Source organism: Yoonia vestfoldensis DSM 16212 (genome assembly GCF_000382265.1).
Classification (GTDB): Bacteria; Pseudomonadota; Alphaproteobacteria; order Rhodobacterales; family Rhodobacteraceae; genus Yoonia; species Yoonia vestfoldensis.
In genome coordinates this window covers 85,413-105,786 of record NZ_KB907986.1, presented here as the reverse complement: position 1 = coordinate 105,786, position 20,374 = coordinate 85,413, and the positions used below count along the sequence as shown (strand labels likewise).

The 20,374-nt window shown below is 59.2% G+C and carries 22 protein-coding genes and 1 pseudogene; 14 read left to right on the top strand and 9 right to left on the bottom strand.

Going from position 1 to position 20,374, the window contains the following annotated elements:
• From H147_RS20580 to hmgA, 7 genes and pseudogenes are all read right to left on the bottom strand, one after another.
• On the bottom strand, window positions 1-170 hold a 170-nt coding region (locus H147_RS20580; RefSeq protein WP_019955989.1), incomplete at its 3' end, for a helix-turn-helix domain-containing protein.
• Between the two features lie 114 nt (window positions 171-284).
• A pseudogene (locus tag H147_RS20575) lies at window positions 285-428 on the bottom strand (thioredoxin domain-containing protein); the annotation flags it as partial.
• Window positions 425-613 carry a DUF2783 domain-containing protein gene (locus H147_RS0114405; RefSeq protein ID WP_019956090.1) on the bottom strand — a complete coding sequence of 63 codons (189 nt, stop codon included), beginning with the start codon at window positions 611-613 and terminating at the stop codon, window positions 425-427. The gene H147_RS0114405 and the pseudogene H147_RS20575, both read right to left, overlap by 4 nt.
• Window positions 610-2,214 (bottom strand): FAD-dependent oxidoreductase, encoded by a 1,605-nt coding sequence (locus tag H147_RS0114400; RefSeq protein WP_026352558.1) that lies wholly within the window; start codon window positions 2,212-2,214, stop codon window positions 610-612. Before H147_RS0114400 ends, H147_RS0114405 begins: the two co-directional genes overlap by 4 nt.
• Window positions 2,215-2,278: 64 nt before the next feature.
• A complete protein-coding gene (locus H147_RS0114395) occupies window positions 2,279-3,229 on the bottom strand; it encodes an MBL fold metallo-hydrolase (RefSeq protein WP_019956088.1) in 951 nt (316 codons plus the stop codon).
• Between the two features lie 19 nt (window positions 3,230-3,248).
• Entirely contained in the window at window positions 3,249-4,475 is a 1,227-nt protein-coding gene (gene fahA / locus H147_RS0114390) for a fumarylacetoacetase (RefSeq protein ID WP_019956087.1), read from the bottom strand.
• Between the two features lie 61 nt (window positions 4,476-4,536).
• Window positions 4,537-5,898 carry a homogentisate 1,2-dioxygenase gene (gene hmgA, locus H147_RS0114385; RefSeq protein ID WP_019956086.1) on the bottom strand — a complete coding sequence of 454 codons (1,362 nt, stop codon included), beginning with the start codon at window positions 5,896-5,898 and terminating at the stop codon, window positions 4,537-4,539.
• Window positions 5,899-5,977: 79 nt separating this feature from the next.
• On the opposite strand from hmgA, the gene H147_RS0114380 reads away from it, so the two are divergent.
• The 9 genes from H147_RS0114380 (at window position 5,978) to H147_RS0114335 (ending at window position 15,099) form a co-directional block, all read left to right on the top strand.
• The gene (locus tag H147_RS0114380) at window positions 5,978-6,418 is read left to right on the top strand and encodes a MarR family winged helix-turn-helix transcriptional regulator (protein ID WP_019956085.1); all 441 of its coding nucleotides are present in this window, start codon (window positions 5,978-5,980) and stop codon (window positions 6,416-6,418) included.
• On the top strand, window positions 6,372-7,529 hold the full coding sequence (locus H147_RS0114375; RefSeq protein WP_245541152.1) for a TRAP transporter substrate-binding protein: 1,158 nt from the start codon (window positions 6,372-6,374) through the stop codon (window positions 7,527-7,529). Before H147_RS0114380 ends, H147_RS0114375 begins: the two co-directional genes overlap by 47 nt.
• Window positions 7,529-7,978: a TRAP transporter small permease gene (locus H147_RS0114370; RefSeq protein ID WP_019956083.1), complete on the top strand. Its 450-nt coding sequence runs from the start codon at window positions 7,529-7,531 to the stop codon at window positions 7,976-7,978. The genes H147_RS0114375 and H147_RS0114370 overlap by 1 nt, the downstream gene beginning before the upstream one ends.
• Entirely contained in the window at window positions 7,975-9,282 is a 1,308-nt protein-coding gene (locus H147_RS0114365; RefSeq protein WP_019956082.1) for a TRAP transporter large permease, read from the top strand. Before H147_RS0114370 ends, H147_RS0114365 begins: the two co-directional genes overlap by 4 nt.
• Before the next feature lie 447 nt (window positions 9,283-9,729).
• Window positions 9,730-10,815: a TRAP transporter substrate-binding protein gene (locus H147_RS0114355; RefSeq protein ID WP_026352557.1), complete on the top strand. Its 1,086-nt coding sequence runs from the start codon at window positions 9,730-9,732 to the stop codon at window positions 10,813-10,815.
• A 5-nt stretch (window positions 10,816-10,820) separates the two neighbouring features.
• Complete coding sequence (locus H147_RS0114350) at window positions 10,821-11,336, top strand: TRAP transporter small permease subunit (RefSeq protein ID WP_019956079.1); 516 nt, start codon at window positions 10,821-10,823, stop codon at window positions 11,334-11,336.
• Between the two features lie 22 nt (window positions 11,337-11,358).
• On the top strand, window positions 11,359-12,684 hold the full coding sequence (locus tag H147_RS0114345) for a TRAP transporter large permease (RefSeq protein WP_026352556.1): 1,326 nt from the start codon (window positions 11,359-11,361) through the stop codon (window positions 12,682-12,684).
• Between the two features lies 1 nt (window position 12,685).
• Complete coding sequence (locus H147_RS0114340; protein WP_019956077.1) at window positions 12,686-14,272, top strand: gamma-glutamyltransferase family protein; 1,587 nt, start codon at window positions 12,686-12,688, stop codon at window positions 14,270-14,272.
• 2 nt (window positions 14,273-14,274) lie between these two features.
• Complete coding sequence (locus H147_RS0114335) at window positions 14,275-15,099, top strand: sulfite exporter TauE/SafE family protein (protein WP_019956076.1); 825 nt, start codon at window positions 14,275-14,277, stop codon at window positions 15,097-15,099.
• Here H147_RS0114335 and H147_RS19825 read toward each other — a convergent pair.
• Together H147_RS19825 and H147_RS0114325 are read right to left on the bottom strand one after the other, a co-directional pair.
• Window positions 15,071-15,751 (bottom strand): GntR family transcriptional regulator, encoded by a 681-nt coding sequence (locus H147_RS19825; protein ID WP_019956075.1) that lies wholly within the window; start codon window positions 15,749-15,751, stop codon window positions 15,071-15,073. The genes H147_RS0114335 and H147_RS19825 overlap by 29 nt on opposite strands.
• Window positions 15,752-16,123: 372 nt before the next feature.
• Window positions 16,124-16,588: an RrF2 family transcriptional regulator gene (locus H147_RS0114325; RefSeq protein ID WP_019956074.1), complete on the bottom strand. Its 465-nt coding sequence runs from the start codon at window positions 16,586-16,588 to the stop codon at window positions 16,124-16,126.
• Window positions 16,589-16,697: 109 nt separating this feature from the next.
• On the opposite strand from H147_RS0114325, the gene H147_RS0114320 reads away from it, so the two are divergent.
• The 5 genes from H147_RS0114320 to H147_RS20570 are packed head-to-tail and all read left to right on the top strand — an operon-like array spanning window position 16,698 to window position 20,372.
• Window positions 16,698-17,324: a peroxiredoxin gene (locus H147_RS0114320; protein ID WP_026352555.1), complete on the top strand. Its 627-nt coding sequence runs from the start codon at window positions 16,698-16,700 to the stop codon at window positions 17,322-17,324.
• 30 nt (window positions 17,325-17,354) lie between these two features.
• Window positions 17,355-17,792 carry an EF-hand domain-containing protein gene (locus H147_RS0114315; RefSeq protein WP_019956072.1) on the top strand — a complete coding sequence of 146 codons (438 nt, stop codon included), beginning with the start codon at window positions 17,355-17,357 and terminating at the stop codon, window positions 17,790-17,792.
• A gap of 51 nt (window positions 17,793-17,843) precedes the next feature.
• A complete protein-coding gene (locus tag H147_RS0114310) occupies window positions 17,844-19,253 on the top strand; it encodes a cytochrome ubiquinol oxidase subunit I (protein WP_026352554.1) in 1,410 nt (469 codons plus the stop codon).
• Between the two features lie 10 nt (window positions 19,254-19,263).
• Window positions 19,264-20,265 (top strand): cytochrome d ubiquinol oxidase subunit II, encoded by a 1,002-nt coding sequence (cydB, locus tag H147_RS0114305; protein ID WP_019956070.1) that lies wholly within the window; start codon window positions 19,264-19,266, stop codon window positions 20,263-20,265.
• Window positions 20,265-20,372, top strand: coding sequence for a DUF2474 family protein (locus H147_RS20570; protein WP_019956069.1), 108 nt, complete (start codon window positions 20,265-20,267; stop codon window positions 20,370-20,372). Before cydB ends, H147_RS20570 begins: the two co-directional genes overlap by 1 nt.
• Window positions 20,373-20,374 lie beyond the last annotated feature (2 nt).

The window sequence follows — 20,374 nt, the reverse complement described above, 5'->3', positions numbered from 1 at the left end:
TAAGGGTCCAGCTTGCTGGGACGATCTGGCGCGTGAAACGCAGGTTCAACAATCCCCTCCCGCAAATACTTCTTGATCGTGTTGCGAGACACGCCCGTCCGCCGCGCGATCTCGCGAATGGGCATCTTGTCACGCAGCGCCCATTTCCGGATAACTTTTAAAAATCCCATGTCTATCACTCCAAGTGCTCCCAGCTGATTCAAGCCGGGGTAAGGTTGCACATGGGTCAATTCTCGATGACAATTTCTGCTGCTGCCGGGTCAGTTCTCAGTGACAATCAACAGGCGGGCCATATGTTCGACGGTGCGGTGGCTCCCGGCGACAAGATCGACCGGCACCGACGTATAGTCAACCTTGGCAAGGTTCAACGCGATCCGAACCCGATAGCTTGCGGTAGAGCGCCAGTAATCATAGAGGACCGCAGTCACTGCCGGGCGACCGCGATCGACTCGCGAATGACCTCAAAATCGCCGATGTGGTTGAACAATGTCAGGATCAGCCGTGCGTTGAGGGCGTCGCTTTCCTCCTCGGTCAAGCCTTCATGCGCCGCAAGGAGCAGGTCATAAGCGTCGTCGGGGGCGTTGATGTTGCGGGTCGTGACAAGCGCGGTCATACCATGTCCTTTCCAGTTGCGCGGTTCAATGCTGCCATGATCCGGGATGGCGGCGCGGTTTCCCACCGTGCAGCGACATGCTGGTCGGGGCGGATCAGGTAAAGCGCCCGTTCAGCCGAACCAAGGTATCGCGCGCGGATCTCTTCGGTCGGATCTGGGATCGACAGGCTACGTAATCCCCGCACTGTGACAGCCTCCTGCCCGATGCCAAGAAGCAGGAATTCCGTGCCAAGACGGTCCAGAAGAAAGCCGTTTTCAAACGGTGCATCAGGGCAGGGGGCGCCGGGCCGGGCCAAGTCAGGACCTTGGGCCAGCTCATCGGCTGTGTTCAACGGTGATCCGTCATAGATGCAAGGCATCGACAAGCGCCCGGAATTCACGAAAGGACGTGCGAAGTCGTGTTCGCGGGACAGGTGCAGGACGGCATTGCGGAAGATACGGCTGATGCGGGATTTCGGCGTGATGAAATCGGTCGATCGGGTAGAGTTTCGGATGTTCTCGTCGGTCGCATAGCACCGTTCCGCATCATAGCTGTCAATCAGCGTTTCGGGCGCATCGCCTTTCAGCACCATCCGAAGCTTCCAGGCAAGATTGTCGGCATCCTGCACGCCGCCATTGGCGCCTCTTGCACCGAAGGGCGAAACCTGATGCGCACTGTCACCTAGGAAAAGCACGCGACCATGGCGGAAGGATGCCATGCGGCGGCACTGGAACGTGTAGATCGAGGTCCAGACAATCTCGTATTCGGTATCGGGCAGCATCTCGTCGATGCGCGCGCGAATACGATCCTCTTGCAATTCCTGCTGGCGATCAACGTCCCAGCCGATCTGGAAGTCGATCCGCCAGATATCGTCCGGCTGTTTGTGCAGAAGTGCCGAGTCTCCCGCGCCGCGAAACGGCGGTTCGAACCAGAAGCGCCGTTCGACCGGAAAATCGGCCTTCATCCGCACGTCCGCAATCAGGAAACTATCCTTGAACACGGTGCCCTCGAAGCCAAGACCTAGCGCCTTTCGGGTCGGCGATCCGGCCCCGTCGCAGGCCAGCACCCAGTCGGCCGTGATGTGATAGGGGCCATCGGGCGTCAGCACCTCGATCCGTGCGCCGTCGTCCTGCGTCGCGATGCTTTCGACGCGGTTCTTGCCACGGATCTGGATCGGCACGCCCTGTTCCTGAACTTGGCGGATCCGTTCAACCAAGAACTTCTCGAAATAGGGCTGCTGGAGGTTGATAAAGGCGGGTCGGCGGTGGCCGCCCTCGGGCAGAAGGTTGAATTCAAAGACCTTGTCTTCGCCGTGAAACACCTTGCCCAGATTCCAGACGATACCTTTGTCCACCATGGCATCGCCACAGCCAAGACGGCCGCAGATTTCCAAGGTGCGTTTGGCAAAGCAGATCGCGCGCGATCCTTCGCCCACACCTTCATGGTCATCAAGAACAAGCGTTTCGATACCTTGCTGGGCAAGATCGAGTGCCACCGCCATTCCGACCGGGCCGCCACCGATCACCACCGCCGGATAATGCGCGGTGCCCTTGGCATCCTGATCGACGGAACGCGCGTAGGGATAAAGGCGGTGCGCCAATGTGTCTCGGTCATCTAACATGACGTTTCCTCTCAAGTGATCGGGAACGGGCGTTTGCCCATCCGGGTCGACAAGGGGACCGCGTTCAGCCTTGCAAGGCTGCCCACATTTCCTTGTCGCGTTCGGCCGTCCAGACGCGGGGCGTGTCGATGCCGCGCGCTTCATCATAGGCACGGGCCACGTTGAACGGCAGGCAATGCTCGTAGATGGCGTAGTCGCCGAACTTGGGATCGCAGACCTCGCGCACATGGGCCATTGCGTCCTGAAGCGAACCGCCTTTGACTGCGACCCGTTTTACCGCGTCATAGGTCGAGGCCACGAAATCGGCGGTATTGTCGAGTGCCGCGTTTACCTTGTCACGTCCCACCAAGGCGTCGCCGCGACCCGGTGCGATCGCATCGAGATCATATGCACGGATTGCTTCGAGCGTTTGCGGCCAGTCCGTGTAGTGACCGTCGCCGCAATAGCAGGCCGAGTGATATTCGACGATATCCCCGGTGAACATCACGTTCTGATCGGGCACGTGAATAACGATATCGCCAGCGGTATGGGCACGCCCGATTTTCATCAGATCGACGCGACGTTTGCCCAGATAGACCGACATCTTTTCGCTGAATGTCGTGGTCGGCCACGTCAGACCGGGAATGCTCTCGTGCCCTTGGAACAGGCGCGGAAAGCGATCGAATTCGCTGTCCCAATCCTCTTGTCCGCGCTCGGCGACCATGGAATGCGCGACGTCCGACATGATGATCTCGCGCGCATGGTAGGCAGAGGCGCCAAGCACGCGCACGGCGTGATAATGGGTCAGTGCAAGATGGGTGATCGGCTTGTCAGTGACTTCGCGCACCTTTTCGATCACGAGGTTGGCAAGGCGCGGTGTGGCCTGCGCCTCTACTATCATCACGCTGTCGTCACCGATGATGACACCTGAATTCGGGTCGCCCTCGGCGGTAAAGGCCCACAGGCCCTCACCGACTTCGGTGAAGCTGATTTTCTTGTCCGCCATGTCGCCGGCAGATGCGAATGCTTTGGCCATGTGACCTCCTATCGTCGTTTTATGGGAACTTCGGGGCGGGAAGGATGGTGCCGGTACAGGCGCCGAAGCCGATGCGGTAGCCGTCGCCTTGGGCGTGACCTTTCAGTGTCAGCGTGTCACCGTCTTCGATGAAGGTCCGGGTTTCACCCGCAAGATCGAGCGGATTTTCCCCACCCCAGGTCATTTCGAGCAGGGAGCCATAGCTTGACGGGTCAGGTCCCGATATCGTGCCTGACCCCAGCAAATCGCCTGTCCGCATCGCGCACCCCGAAGAGGCGTGATGCGTAAGCTGCTGCGCGGCAGAATAGTACAGTTCGCGCATGTTGGTGCGGCTTATGCAGTGGCAATTCATCTCGACCGAGAGTGTCACGTCGTAATTTGCGGGAAAGTCAGTCTTGAGGTAAGGCAGAAGCTCTTTCTCGCGCTCCGGCGTATCCACCGCGAACGGGGCAAGCGCCGTGCGTGTGACGATCCACGGGCTGATCGAGGTCGCAAACGCCTTGGCCTGAAACGGGCCCAGCGGTTGGTATTCCCACGCCTGCAGATCGCGCGCCGACCAGTCGTTCAGCAGGACGTAGCCGAAAATCATCTCCTGCGCGCGGGTTGTGGTGATCGGCTCGCCCATCTGCGACGGCATGCCGACGATGGCACCCATTTCCAGTTCGATATCCAGCCGCTTGCTTGGACCGAAGCTGGGCATCTTGGCGTCACTGGCTTTCGTTTGGCCCACGGGGCGTCGAATGTCGGTGCCGGACACCACCACTGTCGAGGCGCGGCCATTGTAGCCGATGGGGATGTGCAGCCAGTTCGGCGGCAGCGCGTTTTCCGGTCCGCGGAACATGGTGCCGACATTCAGGGCATGCTGTTTGCCTGCGTAAAAATCGGTGTACTCGGCGACTTGCAGCGGCAGGTGCAGGGTCGCCTCGCTCATCGGGACCAGAAGCGGTTCCACCATCGCGCGATCAGGCGCGGCTTCGGCCAGAAGGTGTGTCAGGCTCTGACGCAACGCCGACCATACTGACGGGCCTGCGGCCATCAGCTTGTTCCACGTCGCGTTCTGCAAAAGGTCTTTCGTTCCGGTCCTCCCGGCCTGTTCGAGGCGCGCGACGTCAAGGATCATCTCGCCGATCGCGACACCGCAGCGCGGCGACAGGCGGTCAGTCGAAAACACGCCGTAGGGCAGGTTGTTGAGGGGGAACTCTCCTGCAGCGTCGTTTGCACTGTCGATCCAGCTTTTCTTCAGCAAGCCGATCTCCCTTCATCCTTGCCCATTCCATTCGGAACCGTGTGATTGTCTTTGGCGGCAGTCATTTCCGGCCCGGTGTTCCGTCGAAATGCTTTTCCAGCCCTTCCCAACACGCCACGTAATCATCCTGCAAAGGTGCTTCTTTTGCGGCGAACTCGGTCAAGTGCTGGGGGAAACGGGTCTCGAACATGAAGGACATGGTGTTGTCCAGCTTGTCGGGCTGAAGGTCGGCGTTCGATGCCTTTTCAAAGGCCTCGCGGTCCGGGCCATGGGGCAGCATGCAATTGTGCAGGGAAAGACCGCCCGGCACGAAGCCTTGCGGCTTTGCATCGTATTGCCCGTAGATGTTTCCCATCATCTCCGACATGACGTTTCTGTGGAACCAAGGGGGGCGGAACGTGTCCTCCATCACCATCCAACGCTCTCGGAACAACACGAAATCGATGTTCGCAGTGCCCTCGATGCCCGACGGCGCGGTCAGGACGGTAAAGATCGACGGGTCGGGGTGGTCGAACAGGATCGCGCCGACGGGGCAATATGTCTTGAGGTCGTATTTGCAGGGCGCATAGTTGCCGTGCCATGCAACCACGTCGAGCGGAGAATACTTGATATCCGCGCGGTGGAACTGGCCACACCACTTTATGGTCATGGTGGAGGGCGTTTCGCGATCCTCGAATGCGGCAACAGGCGTCTTGAAGTCGCGCCGGTTGGCCATGCAGTTCGCGCCGATCGGTCCACGTCCGGGCAGGTCGAATTTCTGGCCGTAGTTTTCGCAAACGAATCCGCGTGCTGGTCCGTCCAGCACTTCAACGCGGTAGACCAGTCCGCGTGGAATGATGGCAATTTCCTGCGGTTCGATGTCGATGATTCCGAGTTCGGTGACAAAGCGCAGTTTTCCCTCTTGCGGGACGACAAGCAATTCACCGTCGGCAGAGTAAAAATAGGCGTCTTCCATCGATTCCGTCACAAGGTAGATATGTGCGGCCATCCCGACCTGCGTGTTCACATCGCCCGCGGTCGTCATGGTCCGCATTCCGGTCAGCCAGGTCAGCTTGTGATCGCTGTGGGGCACGGCATCCCAGCGGTATTGTCCCAAAGACGTTACGTTTTCGGGTATATGCGGCGCGGTTTTCCAGTACGGCAGTTCAATACGCTCATAGCGGCCCTGATGCTTGACCGACGGGCGAATGCGATAGCACCAGGTCCGTTCGTTCTGGTGGCTGGGGGCTGTAAAGGCAGTGCCAGAAAGCTGTTCGCCATAAAGGCCGTAGTTCACCTTTTGTGGCGAGTTCATGCCTTGCGGAAGAGCCCCGGGAAGGGCCTCGGTCTCGAAATCGTTGCCGAAACCCGGCATGTAACCTGCTGTGGTGCCTTGGGGGATGGCGGCCTGTGTCAGGCCAGAAATCCTTTTCTGGACGTTCATATTCAATTCTCCGTACTGTTGCGAAGAGTGATAGTAGTTGCTTTTGCAACCAACAAGGCCAAACTTTGAGGATGACGACATGAGCGACTTTGATCTGCGGAACTTTCTTCCATACCTTCTCAATCAAGCTGCCGAGAAAACCAGCATCGGTTTTTCGCAGATATACAAGGACCGCTACAGGATGCTCCGGACGGAATGGCGGGTTCTGTTCCACCTTGGGCGCTATGGTGACATGACCGCGACCCGAATCGGGCAGCTTTCCAAATTGCACAAAACCAAGATCAGCCGGGCTGTTCATGCGCTTGTTGAGAAGAAATTCGTCGCCAGGCTTGAAGTTGCCGAGGATAGAAGGGCCGAGATCCTGACGCTTCTACCGCGGGGGCAGCGGGCATTTGATGATCTCGTCGGCGTCGCCAAACAGCACAACGCTGATTTGATGGCAAATTTTTCCGTTGGCGAAAAGGCCTTGCTGATTGATTGCCTTCAGCGGCTCGCTGCGTTCGAGGATCTGCCCGACTGAAAGAAATTTCCAAAAACAATTGATAGTTACAAATGCAATCTTTAGCTGGCAAAGGGGGAGACCTCAACTTTGGGAGAAGCAGATGAGAAAATTGTTGGGATTTAGCGTCGTTGCCGCAAGCTTGCTGTCGGGGGGCGGCACCGCTTTTGCGCAGAACATGGAACTTGTCATGTCAAGCTGGCTGCCGCCGCGCCATCCGGTTGTGGTCAATGCGATGAAGCCGTGGGCCGAAGAGGTAGAGGCCGTGACCGAGGGCCGCGTCAGCGTCCGGGTTCTGGCTTCGCCGCTTGGTGCGCCCCCTGCACATTTCGACATGGCCCGCGACGGGGTTGCAGACATTACCTACGGTTTGCATTCGTTCAGCCAGGACGACCGCTTCGACGCCAGCCAAGTCGGTCAGTTCTCTTTTCTGGGGGATGACGCTGTCAGCGTCTCCGAGGCGTTCTACACCGTCTACACCGAAGACCTTGGCGCAGCAGAGGATCACGCGGGGACGCATATCCTTGGCTTGTTTACGCACGGCCCCGGTGTTTTTCACAACGCAGAGCGTCCGATCGAGACGCCCGATGACTTCGGTGGCCTGAAGATCCGCGTCCCGGGCGGCTATACGGCGACGCTTATCGAAGACCTTGGTGCGACGCCGGTCTTCACCTCCTCCACAGAGGTTTACGAGCAGCTTTCGCGCGGCGTCATTGACGGAGCGACCTTCACCAAAGAGGCATTGACCGCCTTCAACCTGACCGAGGATATCGCACATTCGATGACCGTTCCGGGCGGTCTTTACAACACGACCTGGTTCCTCGTCATGAACGAAGACAAATGGCAGCAGATCAGCCCGGAGGACCAACAGGCCATCAGCGAAATCTCTGGCCTCGCCTTCGCCAAGCGGGTTGGAGACGCCTGGAACAACGCAGACGATGCCGCCGAAGACGAGATTGCCGAGGCGGGCATTGTGACGAGCCCGGCAAATCAAGAGGTTCTGTCTGCCATCCAAGAGGTCGCGAACAAGGCCGAACAGGAATGGGCCGTCGGCCTTGGCACAGAGCGCGATGGACTGGCCGCGCTGGAACGCCTGCGGTCAATGACTGGTATCCAAGCAGCGATGAACTGATGCTGCGTATCCTGTCTGGCGGGCTCGAGATATTCTCGGGCCTGCTTCTCGTTGCACTCATGCTTATTACCGGCGTCGATGTGATCGGTCGCTATCTTTTCGATACGCCATTGTCAGGGGCTTTCGAGATGACCGAATTGCTTTTGGGCGCCCTTGTTTTCGCTGCGCTTCCGCTGGTCAGTCAGGCCGGCGGACACGTCGAGGTCGATCTTCTGGCAACCGTGCTGCCAGAACGCATCGGCGTCTATCTGCTTTGGCTTGCGGCGGGAATCACGGCCGTCGCCCTTCTTTTCTTTGCATGGCAGCTATACGGGCTTGGCCTGCGCCAGGCCGAGGACGGGACACGCTCTATTTCGTTGAGAATTCCGTTCGCGCCGATCGCCTTTTTCGCAGCGGCCAGCTGTTTTGTGGCCGCTATCTTCGGTTTTGTGCGGGCGGCGCGGAAATGACGGCGGCTCTGATCGGCATCGCCGTTCTTCTGACGCTCGTTTTTCTGCGCGTTCCGATCGGCTTTGCGATGGCCCTTGTCGGGGGTGTCGGTTTTGCCATCCTGCGCGATGCAGGTGCGGCGGGTGCCATGATCGCGACGACTGTCTTCGACACCGGGCTCAGCTATACGCTGTCGGTCGTGCCTTTGTTCATCTTCATGGGAAACGTGCTTGCGCAATCCGGTATCGCCCAGGGTCTGTTCGCCGGCGCAGATCGCCTGTTCGGCCGGATGCGGGGCGGGCTGGCACTGGCGACCGTCTTGAGTTGCGGCGGGTTTTCCGCGGTGTCAGGATCGTCTTTGGCGACCGCCGCCACCATGAGCCGCGTTGCGTTGCCCCCAATGCGCAAGTTTGGCTACGATGATCGGCTCGCCTCGGGGGCCATCGCGGCCGGGGGAACCTTGGGAATTCTCATTCCGCCGTCTGTCATCCTGATCATCTATGGGCTGCTGACGGAATCCAATATCGGGGATCTGTTCATTGCCGGGCTGATCCCCGGCGCGCTTGGCATTTTGTTCTATCTTTTGGCGGTCATGGTCACGGTTCGTCTTGACCCGTCACAGGCCCCCGAAGTGAGCGAGGTTACACCCATGACCCGCCGGGATACGATCGGTGTTCTCGGAACGCTCGGGCTGTTCGCTTTCATCATGGGTGGCATCTACGGCGGCGTCTTTACGCCGATCGAAGCTGGCGGCATGGGTGCTTTGTTCGCATTGGCGCTGGCGCTGGCAATTCGCGGACTTGACTGGGCTGGATTCCGGACGGCCGTGCGCGAAACCGTGCTTGCGACTGCGATGATCTTTGCGATCATTATCGGGGCCGAGATCTTTTCTATTTTCATCAATTTCGCAGGGCTACCGGCTGAACTGGTGGATCTGATCTATGCGATGGACCTGTCGCCATGGCTGGTCATCGGATTTATGGTGCTGGTCTATCTGGTGATGGGCTGCGTATTCGAAAGCCTGTCGATGATCCTCTTGACGGTGCCGGTCTTTTACCCGGTGGTGCAGCAATTGAATTTCGGCAGCGGATTGCTCAGTGACCCGGAAGATGTCCTGATCTGGTTCGGGATCGTCGTGGTCGTTGTGACCGAGATCAGTCTGATCACGCCGCCGGTGGGAATGAACGTCTTTGTCATGCGCTCTGTGATCCCTGACATTAAACTGGCGACAGTGTTCCGCGGGGTTTTTCCGTTCTGGGTCGCTGATTTGTTCAGGTTGGCGCTTGTGATCGCGGTGCCGTGGTTCGCGCTGGGATTGCTCTAGCTGCGCACGACTTGGGTGATGCGATCATCGCCTGCGGGGATCAGCGCTGATCCACCTTGCCCGCTTGGACGGCCCAAGTCCGGCATCGCCATGTGCCAAAGCGCGTCTTTATGGACCGCAGATCATTGGGCCGTCCGTCCCCCAAAGCGCTGGCACCTGCGCTCTGCGACAGACCGGTTGAGATTTCAGCGCATCTGCTGATGTCGCAAAGTCTGGGTCCATCGGGCGTTGACCGACGATGCCCGGCCTTCAAATCAGCGCAAATCCGGCCTCGATGAGCGCTTACGATGTGTTCAAAGGCAAAAATTTATGCCCAAATTGTATACAATATTTCTGCAATGCAGAAAAACAGTATCCCGATGTGAGACTCTGGCCGGTGCTGACCTTAGGCGTCGAAACCACGACCGATTGTGGAAAAAACCAGATATCATTTGAAAGGAAAACATCGTGGACCGACGCAAGTTTCTTTCCAACACAGCCCTTGCTGCCGGAGTGGGGCTCGCTGCCCCGACCATCGCCCGCGCGCAGGATACGTTCAACTGGCGCATGACCAACAGCTATGGCCCGACCGCGCCGTTCTATACTGTCGGGCGCGGCAGTCCGACTGACATGATCGAGAAAATCCGCATCATGTCGGGCGGCCGGTTGAACATCGAACATTACGCGGCCGGCGAATTGATCCCGGCGTTCGAAGGCTTCGACGCTGTACAGCAAGGCGTGGTCGAGATGAACGCTTCGAACAGCTATTTCTGGTCGGGCAATGTCTTTGCCGCGCAATATTTCACGACCGTACCGTTCGGCATGTCCTATATGGGCCATATGGCGTGGCTGTTTCACGGCGGCGGGCTGGAATTGTGGCAGGAAGTCTACGAACCCTTCGGCCTTGTCGCGTTTCCAATGAATTCCACCGGCGTACAGATGACCGGCTGGTTCCGTGAACCGGTCGAGGATCTGTCGCAGTTCAACGGGTTGCGGATGCGTATTCCGGGGCTGGCAGGGCGGGTCTATGCATCGCTGGGTGTCGATACCCGGCTGCTGCCCGGCGGCGAGATTTTCCCCGCGCTGGAACGGGGCGTGATCGATGCAGCGGAATTTGTCGGACCTTATCAGGACCGCGCGTTGGGGCTGCATCAGGCCGCGAAATTCTATCACACCTCCGGCTGGCACGAACCCGCGACCACCGGCGAATTGCTGATCTCCAAGGCCGCATGGGACAACCTGCCCGAAGATTTGCAGATGATGGTGCGTCAGGCCAGCCAAGCCGCCTGTCTGGAAAGCCTGCTGTGGTCGGAATCGGTCAACGGTGCCGCTTTGACAGATCTGGTGACCAATCACGGCGTCACTGCTGCGCCGCTGCCTGCCAGCGTGATCGCTGCCTTGCGCGAAGCCACGATGGACACGCTGGAAACCGAGGCCGCCGCATCAGAGATCACGCGTAAGGTGCATGACAGCTATTTTGCTTTCAAGGCCGACCATGACGGTTGGGCGCGGATCAGCGAAGTGTCGTGGTTCAACAACATTCTGGAGATGTGACCCAGATGAAACCGGCACTTTTGCGGTTGGTTCTGACGCTGGAGGCGGCAGTCAGGCTGTTCGGTATCCTTGCGGCATGGCTCTGTCTGGTGCTGGTGCTCTTGGTGGCGGGTGATGTGTTCACCCGCTACCTTTTCAACACAGGCGCTGTCTGGGCGCAGGAATTGCAGTGGCATCTGATTTCGCCCATCGCGCTGTTCGGCATGTCCTATGCGCTCTATGCAGGCGAACAGGTCAGGGTCGATGTGCTGTATGAACGCTTTTCGCCCCGCGCGCAGCAAGTGATCGAGGTGGTCGGCGGGCTGCTGACCATCGCGCTTGGGGTTTTGCTGATCAAACTGTCCTGGTCCTGGGTCGGCATGTCCTATGTGCGCGGTGAAGGATCGCCCAATCCCGGTGGGCTGCCGTTTCGCTATGCGCTCAAGGCGCTGATCCCGCTCGGGTTTGGTCTGCTGGCTTTGCAAGGTCTGGCGCATGTGCTGCGTCATGCCTTTGCGCTGCCGATGCGCGACACGGCGTAAACCTCATTCAAGGTCAATACCTATGACACCTATGGAACTTTTGGCGATCGCGATGATCGTCGCCTTTTTCGTGCTGCTGATCATCGGCATCCCCGTCGGGATCGCGCTTGCGGCCTCGGCCTTTGTTTTCGGGTATCTCGGGTTCGGGGCGTCGCTGTTCAATCTGTTGCCTTCACGGGTTTACGGCGTGGTCACGAATTACACGCTGATGGCGATACCCTTGTTTGTCTTTATGGGGGTCATGCTTGAAAAGTCGCGACTGGCCGAGGAACTGATCGACGTCGTGGGCCATCTGTTCGGCAATGTCCAAGGCGGCATGGGGGTGGCGATCATCTTTGTCGGCGTCCTGCTGGGGGCTGCGACCGGGATCGTCGGCGCGACGATCGTAACCCTGGGCCTGCTGACCTTGCCAACGTTGCTGCGGCGTGGCTACCCCAAGACCATCGCCACAGGGATGATCGTAGCCTCGGGCACCTTGGGGCAGATCATCCCGCCGTCGCTGGTGCTGATCCTGCTGGCGGATATCCTGCAACAATCCGTCGGCACGATGTTTGCGGCGGCGATGGTGCCGGGGCTGACGCTGGCCGCGGTCTATATTGTCGCCATTCTGGCCTATGCCTGGTGGGTGCCCGGTGCGATGCCGCCGATCCCCGTCGAAGAACGCCGCGCGCTGTCGCGCCTTGCGTTGTTGCGCAAAGTGGTGCTGGTGGTCGGCCCGCCCGTTGGGCTTGTCATCGCAGTGCTGGGCAGCATCATCGGCGGTATCGCTGCCCCGACCGAGGCTGCGTCGATGGGTGCTGTCGGTGCTTTGGTGTTTGTCGCGCTATCGGGCCGCCTGACGGGTGCGATGCTGTTTGCGGTGGCGCGGTCAACCTTGCTGATCTCGGCGATGGTGTTTTTCATTCTGATCTGCGCGCAGGTCTTTGGTCTGGCGTTTCGCGGGCTGGGCGGCGAACATCTGGTAGAGCGTATGTTCGACTGGGTGCCCGGCGGTGTGACAGGTGCGCTGGTGTTTCTGATGCTGTTGATCTTCGTCCTGGGCTTTTTTCTGGAATGGATCGAGATCAGCTATATCGCGCTGCCTTTGTTCCTTCCGTTTTTCATACAGGCGGGCGTGGATCCGGTCTGGCTGGGGATTCTGATCTGTCTGAACCTGCAAACCAGTTTCCTGACGCCGCCTTTCGGCTGGTCGCTGTTCTTTCTCAAAGGTGTGGCGCCGCCCGGTGTGACCACGATGGACATCTACAAGGGGGCGATCCCTTTCATCGGATTGCAATTTGTTGCATTGGCGATGGTCTTTTTTATGCCTGGTCTCGCGACATGGCTGCCCGCAGCGATCGGGTGGTAGGATGATCAGTTCAGCCTATGGGTTCAACGGCGGCTTTTCCGCTCCGCACCGTGCGGCGGCGCTGGCCGGGCGCGATATTCTGGCCGCTGGCGGCAGCGCGGTCGAGGCGATGGTTGCCGCTGCCGCAACCATTGCGGTTGCCTATCCGCATATGAACGGGATCGGCGGCGACGGGTTCTGGATCATCCATCGGCCGGGCCAGCCGCCTGTGGCGGTGGCCGGATGCGGACGTGCCGCTGGGCTGGCATCGGTGGACTGGTACGCGGAGCATGGTATCGCTGATGCGGTGCCTGCCCGCGGTCCGCTGGCGGCACTGACCGTACCCGGCACGATTGCGGGCTGGCGCGCGGCGTTGCAGCTGTGTCCAAAAGACAACCGTCTGCCGCTGGCTGATCTGCTGGCCCCGGCGATTGCGCTGGCGCGTGACGGGGTGGCGGTGACGGAAAATCAGGCGCGCACGACACGCGAAAAGCTGGATGGGCTGCGCGATGTGCCGGGCTTTGCGCAGGCCTTTCTGCATCAGGGTCAGGCGCCCAAGGCGGGGCACCGGCTGGTGCAATCCGCGCTTGGCCGGACGTTGGCGCAACTGGCGACAGCGGGGCTTGATGATTACTATCGCGGCGATCTGGCGCGGACCCATGCGGGGTTTCTGCAAGCGGCAGGCAGCCCGCTGCGTGTTGATGACTTCAGCCGCTTTGACGCAGAGGTGGCACCGCCCCTGACCACACGGATCAGCGCGGGGCGATTGTTCAACAGCAACCCGCCGACACAAGGCATCTCGTCGTTGATGATCCTCGCCCTTTTTGACCGGCTGGGTGTGACACAGCCAGAAGGTTTCGCGCATCTGCATGGCTTGATCGAGGCGACCAAACTGGCGTTCTTGCAACGCAACGCGGAACTGGGCGATCCGGATTACATGGCCGGGTCCGCACAGGACTGGTTGGACCCTGACAAACTGGATGTTCTGGTTGAACAGATCGACACCGAACGCGCGCGCCCGTGGCCCGAGGTGGCCAAACCCGGTGACACGATCTGGATGGGGGCGGCGGACAAGGACGGCTGCGTTGTCAGCTTTATCCAGTCGGTGTTCTGGGAATTCGGGTCTGGTCTGGTCTGTCCCGACACCGGCGTGTTTTTCCAAAACCGTGGTGCGGGCTTCAGCCTTGCTGCGGGGCCCAACCAGTTGCGCCCTTTCGCGCGGCCGTTTCACACGCTGAACCCCGCTTTGGCGCATCTGGATGACGGGCGGGTGCTGGCTTATGGGACGATGGGCGGTGAAGGCCAGCCGCAGACGCAAGCCGCGTTGTTCAGCCGGTACGCGCTGTTCGGGCAGGATTTGCAGCAGGCGATCACCGCGCCGCGCTGGTTGCTGGGCAAGACATGGGGCGATGCAACGACCAGCCTGAAATTGGAAAGCCGCTTTGACCCCGCATTGATCGCGTGTCTGCGTGCGGCAGGGCATCATGTCGAGATGATCCCCGATTTCAGTGATCTGGCAGGCCATGCCGGCGGTGTCGCGCTGTGGCCTGATGGGGTGATCGAGGTGGGGGCCGATCCGCGTTCTGACGGCGCGGCGCTCGGGTTCTGAGCGTGACGCTGGACTGGGCAGAGCTGATCCCGCTGATCTTGGGGATCATGGCGACCGGGGCCGTCGCAGGCGTGCTGTCAGGATTGCTGGGCGTGGGTGGCGGGATCGTCATCGTGCCGGTGCTGTTCTGGGTCTTTGGCTGGCTGGGCCTGCCTGCGGGCCTGGGGATGCAGGTGGCCGTTGCCACATCGTTGGTCGCTGTCGCGGTAACGGCCTCTTCGTCGGCGCGGGCGCATCATGCGCGCGGCGCGGTCGATACAGATATTCTGCGGCTTTGGGCGCCGTTCATGGGCTTGGGTGCCTTGGCGGGCGGGGCTTTGGCGGGGATCGTGTCGGGGCGGGCTTTGCTGGCGCTGTTTGGCGTCATCGCGCTGTTGGTGGCGTGGAATATGGCGCGGCCCAAGACGCGCATCCTTGCCGCGGGTCTGCCAGCGACACACGGCGTGCAACCGGCGATGGCAGGCTTTGTCGGGCTGGTCTCCGCCATGATGGGGATCGGGTCCGGCACGTTGGGTGTGCCGTTGCTGACCGCGTTTTCCGTCCCGGTCCACCGTGCAGTCGGCACAGCGGCGGCGCTGGGGCTGGTCATCGGTGTGCCTGCATCGCTCGCGATGATCGTGGCGGGGTGGGGCGTGCAAGGCAGGCCGCCGTTTTCGCTGGGCTATGTCAATATCGCGGCCGTCGCGCTGATCCTGCCGCTGTCGGTGGCTTGTGCGCCGGTGGGCGCGCGACTGGCGCATGCGTTGGAACCGGTCTGGATCAAGCGCGCTTTTGCGGTGTTTCTGCTGGTCACGTCGATCAAGATGCTGATGTCCGCCTTTGGCTGAACGGCGTATCCTCGGGCCAGTGCAGCAACATCGCTTTCGCCGCCGATGTCAGATGCCGACGCAAGGCCTTGTCGGCGGCAGCGCCGTTGCGTTGCATCACCGCCTCGACGATCTGGGCATGTTCACGGTGTGATCGGGCGATACGGTGTTCATCCGCCAGTTGCCGCCGTCGGAACGGGGCAAGTTTCAGGCGCATCGCTTCGGCCAAGGCCTGAAATTCGCTGTTGCGCGCGCCAAGATAGATCAATTGATGAAAGACGGTATTGGCCTGTTCATAGGCCCCGACATCCTGCGCCAGCATGATCTGCGCCATGTCGTCGTGTAGCGATTCAAGCTTGGCGCGTTCATCCATGCCCATCCGTTCGGCGGCAAAACGCCCGCAGAGCGCCTCGATCTCGCCCATTGCCTCGAACAATTCATTGATGCGTTGGTGGGTGATCTCGGTCACGACAGTGCCGCGAAAGGGGATGCGCGTAACGAGGGCGCGCGACACAAGGATTTGCAACGCCTCGCGCACGGGGGTTCGGGACACATCGTAGCGGTCGGCCAGCGTTACCTCGTCAAGGCGCGTTCCGGCCGCCAATTCGCCAGCAATGATGGCGGCCTCCAGCTTGAGCGCGATGGTCTGGCTTAGGACATCCCGTCGTTTCACGCGCCTTTGCTCCTTGTTTTGTCGCCGTCTGCGCGAAAATGCTAAAGGGGCGGACGGACAATCGCCAGTGGGTTTTGCCGAAAATGGTTTCGCCAGTTGCGATCATCCGGTCCCCGAAGCGTGACTCAACCGATCATTCCTCGCGCATTGCCAGCACTTCCGTTGTCAGCAGGTCGTCCATGCCATGTGGCCGACAAGTCTGGCGCATAGGGATCAACGCCCGCAAATACTCCTGCGCGGGCCGCAACGTGATCGTCTGAATTTGAATCCGAGCGTTCTGCCGGCTGGTTTTCGCAAGTCAGAAAGGATGGTGTTCCCAGAACGCGGCTTGCCGGGCTTGGAAGAAACATTCTGCTCGTTGTTGTGTCTCTGTCATCGGGACATTGTCTCTGTCCGAGGCATTTCCAACGGGGCAATCCGTTCCATCAGTTGGCCACGGTTTGACGCAATTTGCGCTATCGTCAGATCGTCGAGGACAGCCATAAAAGCCGCCGTCGCGTCCTGCATTTTCCGGGACAAGATACAGATCCCCATCAGCGGACAAGTGTTTTTCTCTGGGTTGAAGCACTCGACGACATCAAGCGGACCTTCCGTGATCCTGACCACATCGCCGACGATGATGTCTTCGGGCGGACGGGCAAGACGAAACCCACCGCCCCGCCCCCGAACGGTTTCAAGATAACCGGCCCTTCCCAGTTCGTGCACGATCTTCATGATGTGGGGGCGTGAGAGGTTGTGGATCTTCGCCACATCATCAACGCGGACAAGATCAGGCGATTTGAGCGCTGCAAGCTGCAAGGAACGCAAGGCATAGTTGGTATAGCTGGTCAGTTTCATGATGCTTCCTGTTGTCGCAGCTTAAAGTTACATTGAAAGTATTGCTTTTGTAAATGGCTTCGGTTACGCAGGCAAAGAAAACTACTATTTCAAATATAGGATAAGCATCATGAGCCTCAGAATCGGCGACACGGCCCCAGACTTTTCTGCAGAGACAACGACTGGTCCCATCCGGTTTCACGATTGGATTGGCAACGACTGGGCGTTCTTCTTCAGCCACCCGGCAGATTTCACCCCTGTGTGTACGACAGAGATGGGTCGCACCGCGCAGTTGGCCGCGCAGTTTGCATCGCGTGGCGTGAAGCCGATCGGATTATCGACCGACACCGTTGCAGAGCACCTGAAGTGGATTGATGACGTCAACGACACGCAAAAAACCACGTTGCGCTTTCCGATCGTCGCCGACGCAGATCTGAAGATCGCCAAATTGTACGACATGATCCACCCCAGCGAGAGCGAGACGGCTGCCGTGCGGTCGGTGTTCACCATCGACCCGGACAAGAAAATTCGCCTGACCATGACCTATCCGATGAATGTCGGACGCAATTTCGATGAAATCCTGCGCGTGATCGATGCGCTGCAAACTGGCGATAAATACAAAATCGCAACCCCCGCAGACTGGATACCGGGCCAAAAGGTGATCATCCCGCCGTCGGTAACAGACGCCGATGCAACGATCGCTTTCCCGCAGGGCTATGACACGATCCGATCCTACCTGCGGACCGTGAAACTTTAGTCTGACCCTCTGACAAAATTGGAAACTACAATGAAAAACCTCATCGTAATCGCCACATTAACTGCACTTGTCCCATTCGCCGCTTTGGCCCAGGACACGCCCGGGTCGCATTTCATTGCCAACTGGGATCTCGACGCAAGCGGCGCGGTCACAGTTGCCGAAGTCGTCGAACGCCGTGAAATGGTCTTCAACATGTTCGACAATGATCAGAACGGCATGCTGGATGCAGCAGAATATGTGATGTTCGACGAAACCCGTGCAGCGGACATGGACAACAATGCGGACGGCCACGGCAAAGGGGGCGACCGGATGCAGGTCGGCCTGACCTTGGCCTTCAATGACACCAATCAAGATGGCGCAGTCTCTCTGGACGAATTCATCGCCAATTCTGCCGCTTGGGTCGCTCAAGTGGACCGCGATGGCGATGGCGCGATCACCAGTGGCGATTTTGGTCCACAGGGCAATTGACGGCACTTAGCGGCGCTCTGAAGTGCCGGGTACTCAACTGAGGCAAACACCATGTTTGACGGTATGACCGCAGAAACACTCGCCCGAATGCAGTTTGCATTCACAGTGTCGTTTCACATCATCTTTCCTGCGTTTTCTATCGGGCTGGCCAGCTATCTGGCCGTGCTGAATGGCTTGTGGCTCCGCACGAGGGACAAAACATATCTGACCTTGTTCAACTACTGGAAAAAAATCTTTGCGGTCGCCTTCGGCATGGGCGTCGTGTCGGGCATTGTCATGTCCTACCAGTTCGGGACGAATTGGTCGGTGTTTTCCGACAAAGCTGGACCGGTCTTAGGGCCGTTGATGGCTTACGAAGTCCTCTCGGCGTTTTTTCTCGAGGCAGGGTTTCTTGGGATCATGTTGTTCGGGCGGGAACGCGTCGGTGACAAATTACACATGTTTGCCACGGCCATGGTGGCCTTTGGGACGCTGATGTCCGCCACCTGGATCTTGTCGGTCAATTCCTGGATGCAGACACCTGCTGGATACAGCATCAATGACCTTGGACAGTTCGTACCAGAAGATTGGTGGCAGATCGTCTTTAACCCGTCTTTCCCGTACCGTTTGGTTCACATGGTTCTAGCTGCCTATCTGACGACGGCCCTTGTTGTTGGCGGCGTCGGAGGTCTGCATCTTTTGCGCAACCGCGAAGATGCGCCCGCCCGTCGGATGTTTTCGATGGCAATGTGGATGTTGATCGTTGTGGCTCCGCTGCAAATCCTTGCGGGCGACTTTCATGGGATCAACACATTGGAACATCAGCCAGCCAAGGTCATGGCCATGGAAGGGCATTATGACAGCCATCCTGATGGCGCGCCACTGATCCTGTTTGGCATCCCCAACCCGGACGAAAAGCGGATCGACTATGCAGTGCAAATTCCCCAGGTTTCGAGCCTTATCCTGAAACACGAATGGGGTGCGCCGCTTGACGGGCTGGACACAATTCCCGACGAAGACGAGCCGCCTGTGGCGATCGTCTTCTGGAGCTTCCGCGTGATGGTCGGCCTTGGGTTTGCCATGCTGGGTCTGGGTGCATGGGCCGCCTGGCGGCGGTATCGCGGGCGGCTCTATGACACACCGATGCTGCACCGCGCCGCCATGGTGATGGGACCAATGGGATTTGTGGCCGTTTTGGCAGGCTGGATTACGACCGAAGTCGGACGCCAACCTTTCACGGTCTATGGCCTGCTGCGCACCAGCGACAGTCTGGCCCCGGTTGCCGCACCCGCAGTGGCCGCATCTCTGCTGGCGTTTATCGTCGTCTATTTCTTCGTCTTTGGCGCGGGCACGTTCTATTTGCTGCGCATGATGAACAAGCCAGCCGGAACCGTTCATCTGGGGCTCAAGGATGGTCCGATCCGGACAGCTGGGATCACGCCCATCATGCAGACCGACCCTGACGCAATTCCAGGCGAGTAAGGAGCACGACATGTTTGAACTTTCCTTTATCTGGGCTGGCATCATCGCTTTTGCGGTCCTGACCTATGTCATCCTTGACGGGTTTGACCTTGGGGTCGGGATTCTTTTCCCTCTCGCCGAGGGAGAGCGGGAAAAGGCGATGATGATGAACTCTGTTGCGCCCATCTGGGATGGCAACGAGACTTGGTTGGTGCTGGGCGGTGGAGGGCTGTTTGCCGTTTTCCCGCTGGCTTACGCGGTCATCATGCCGGCATTGTACATGCCCATCATCTTGATGTTGTTGGCCCTGATTTTTCGCGGCGTCGCATTTGAATACCGTTGGCGCACCGAAAGATGGAAACCGGTCTGGGATATCGCTTTCTTTGGTGGCTCGATTGTCGCGGCGTTCATGCAGGGGATCGCATTGGGTGCTTTGGTTCAGGGGATCGAAGTGGCGGACCGGGCCTATGCGGGCGGATGGTGGGATTGGCTGAGCCTGTTCTCGGTCCTGACGGGGTTTGCCGTTGTCGTCGGCTATGCTTTGTTGGGCGCGACATGGATCATCATGAAGACCGAAGGTAACCTGCAGCGCCAGATGCAAAACCATGCGTGGTGGCTCGGGGCGGGGACACTTGGCTTTATCGGGATCGTCAGCATCATGACCCCGTTCCAGGATCCGGTGTATTTCCATCGCTGGTTCAACCTGCCGGGCAGCATATTCAGTGTGTTGATGCCGGGTGCCCTGCTGGCCGCCGCATGGGCGCTGTTTACCGGGCTGAAGGCGGGCAAGGACAATCAACCATTTCTGGCCGCGATCAGCATCTTTGTGCTGTGCTTCATCGGCATCGGGATCAGTTTCTATCCCAATATCGTTCCGCCCAGCCTGACGATCGTAGAGGCCGCCGCACCTGACAAAAGCTTGCGGTTTGCATTGGTGGGCACCGTCGTGCTGGTCCCGATGATCCTTGCCTATACCGCCTATGCCTATTGGGTGTTCCGCGGCAAGATTGACCCAGCAGAGGGATATCACTGATGGCTGCCACATTTCGCAAACTCGGCTGGTTCGTCGCCATTTGGCTTTTGAGTGTGCTGGCTCTCTTTGTTGTCGCCTACGCCATACGCCTTGCGATCAACCCCTGACG

Excerpts from the sequence above, each read along its gene's own strand:
- cydB (WP_019956070.1), top strand. The coding sequence starts at position 19,264 with ATGTTTGAACTTTCCTTTATCTGGGCTGGCATCATCGCTTTTGCGGTC.
- H147_RS0114325 (WP_019956074.1), bottom strand. The coding sequence starts at position 16,588 with ATGAAACTGACCAGCTATACCAACTATGCCTTGCGTTCCTTGCAGCTT.
- H147_RS0114320 (WP_026352555.1), top strand. The coding sequence starts at position 16,698 with ATGAGCCTCAGAATCGGCGACACGGCCCCAGACTTTTCTGCAGAGACA.
- H147_RS0114310 (WP_026352554.1), top strand. The coding sequence starts at position 17,844 with ATGTTTGACGGTATGACCGCAGAAACACTCGCCCGAATGCAGTTTGCA.
- H147_RS20570 (WP_019956069.1), top strand. The coding sequence starts at position 20,265 with ATGGCTGCCACATTTCGCAAACTCGGCTGGTTCGTCGCCATTTGGCTT.
- H147_RS0114400 (WP_026352558.1), bottom strand. The coding sequence starts at position 2,214 with ATGTTAGATGACCGAGACACATTGGCGCACCGCCTTTATCCCTACGCG.
- H147_RS0114370 (WP_019956083.1), top strand. The coding sequence starts at position 7,529 with ATGCTGCGTATCCTGTCTGGCGGGCTCGAGATATTCTCGGGCCTGCTT.
- H147_RS0114405 (WP_019956090.1), bottom strand. The coding sequence starts at position 613 with ATGACCGCGCTTGTCACGACCCGCAACATCAACGCCCCCGACGACGCT.
- H147_RS0114350 (WP_019956079.1), top strand. The coding sequence starts at position 10,821 with ATGAAACCGGCACTTTTGCGGTTGGTTCTGACGCTGGAGGCGGCAGTC.
- H147_RS0114380 (WP_019956085.1), top strand. The coding sequence starts at position 5,978 with ATGAGCGACTTTGATCTGCGGAACTTTCTTCCATACCTTCTCAATCAA.
- H147_RS0114365 (WP_019956082.1), top strand. The coding sequence starts at position 7,975 with ATGACGGCGGCTCTGATCGGCATCGCCGTTCTTCTGACGCTCGTTTTT.
- H147_RS0114315 (WP_019956072.1), top strand. The coding sequence starts at position 17,355 with ATGAAAAACCTCATCGTAATCGCCACATTAACTGCACTTGTCCCATTC.
- H147_RS0114340 (WP_019956077.1), top strand. The coding sequence starts at position 12,686 with ATGATCAGTTCAGCCTATGGGTTCAACGGCGGCTTTTCCGCTCCGCAC.
- H147_RS0114395 (WP_019956088.1), bottom strand. The coding sequence starts at position 3,229 with ATGGCCAAAGCATTCGCATCTGCCGGCGACATGGCGGACAAGAAAATC.
- hmgA (WP_019956086.1), bottom strand. The coding sequence starts at position 5,898 with ATGAACGTCCAGAAAAGGATTTCTGGCCTGACACAGGCCGCCATCCCC.
- H147_RS0114345 (WP_026352556.1), top strand. The coding sequence starts at position 11,359 with ATGACACCTATGGAACTTTTGGCGATCGCGATGATCGTCGCCTTTTTC.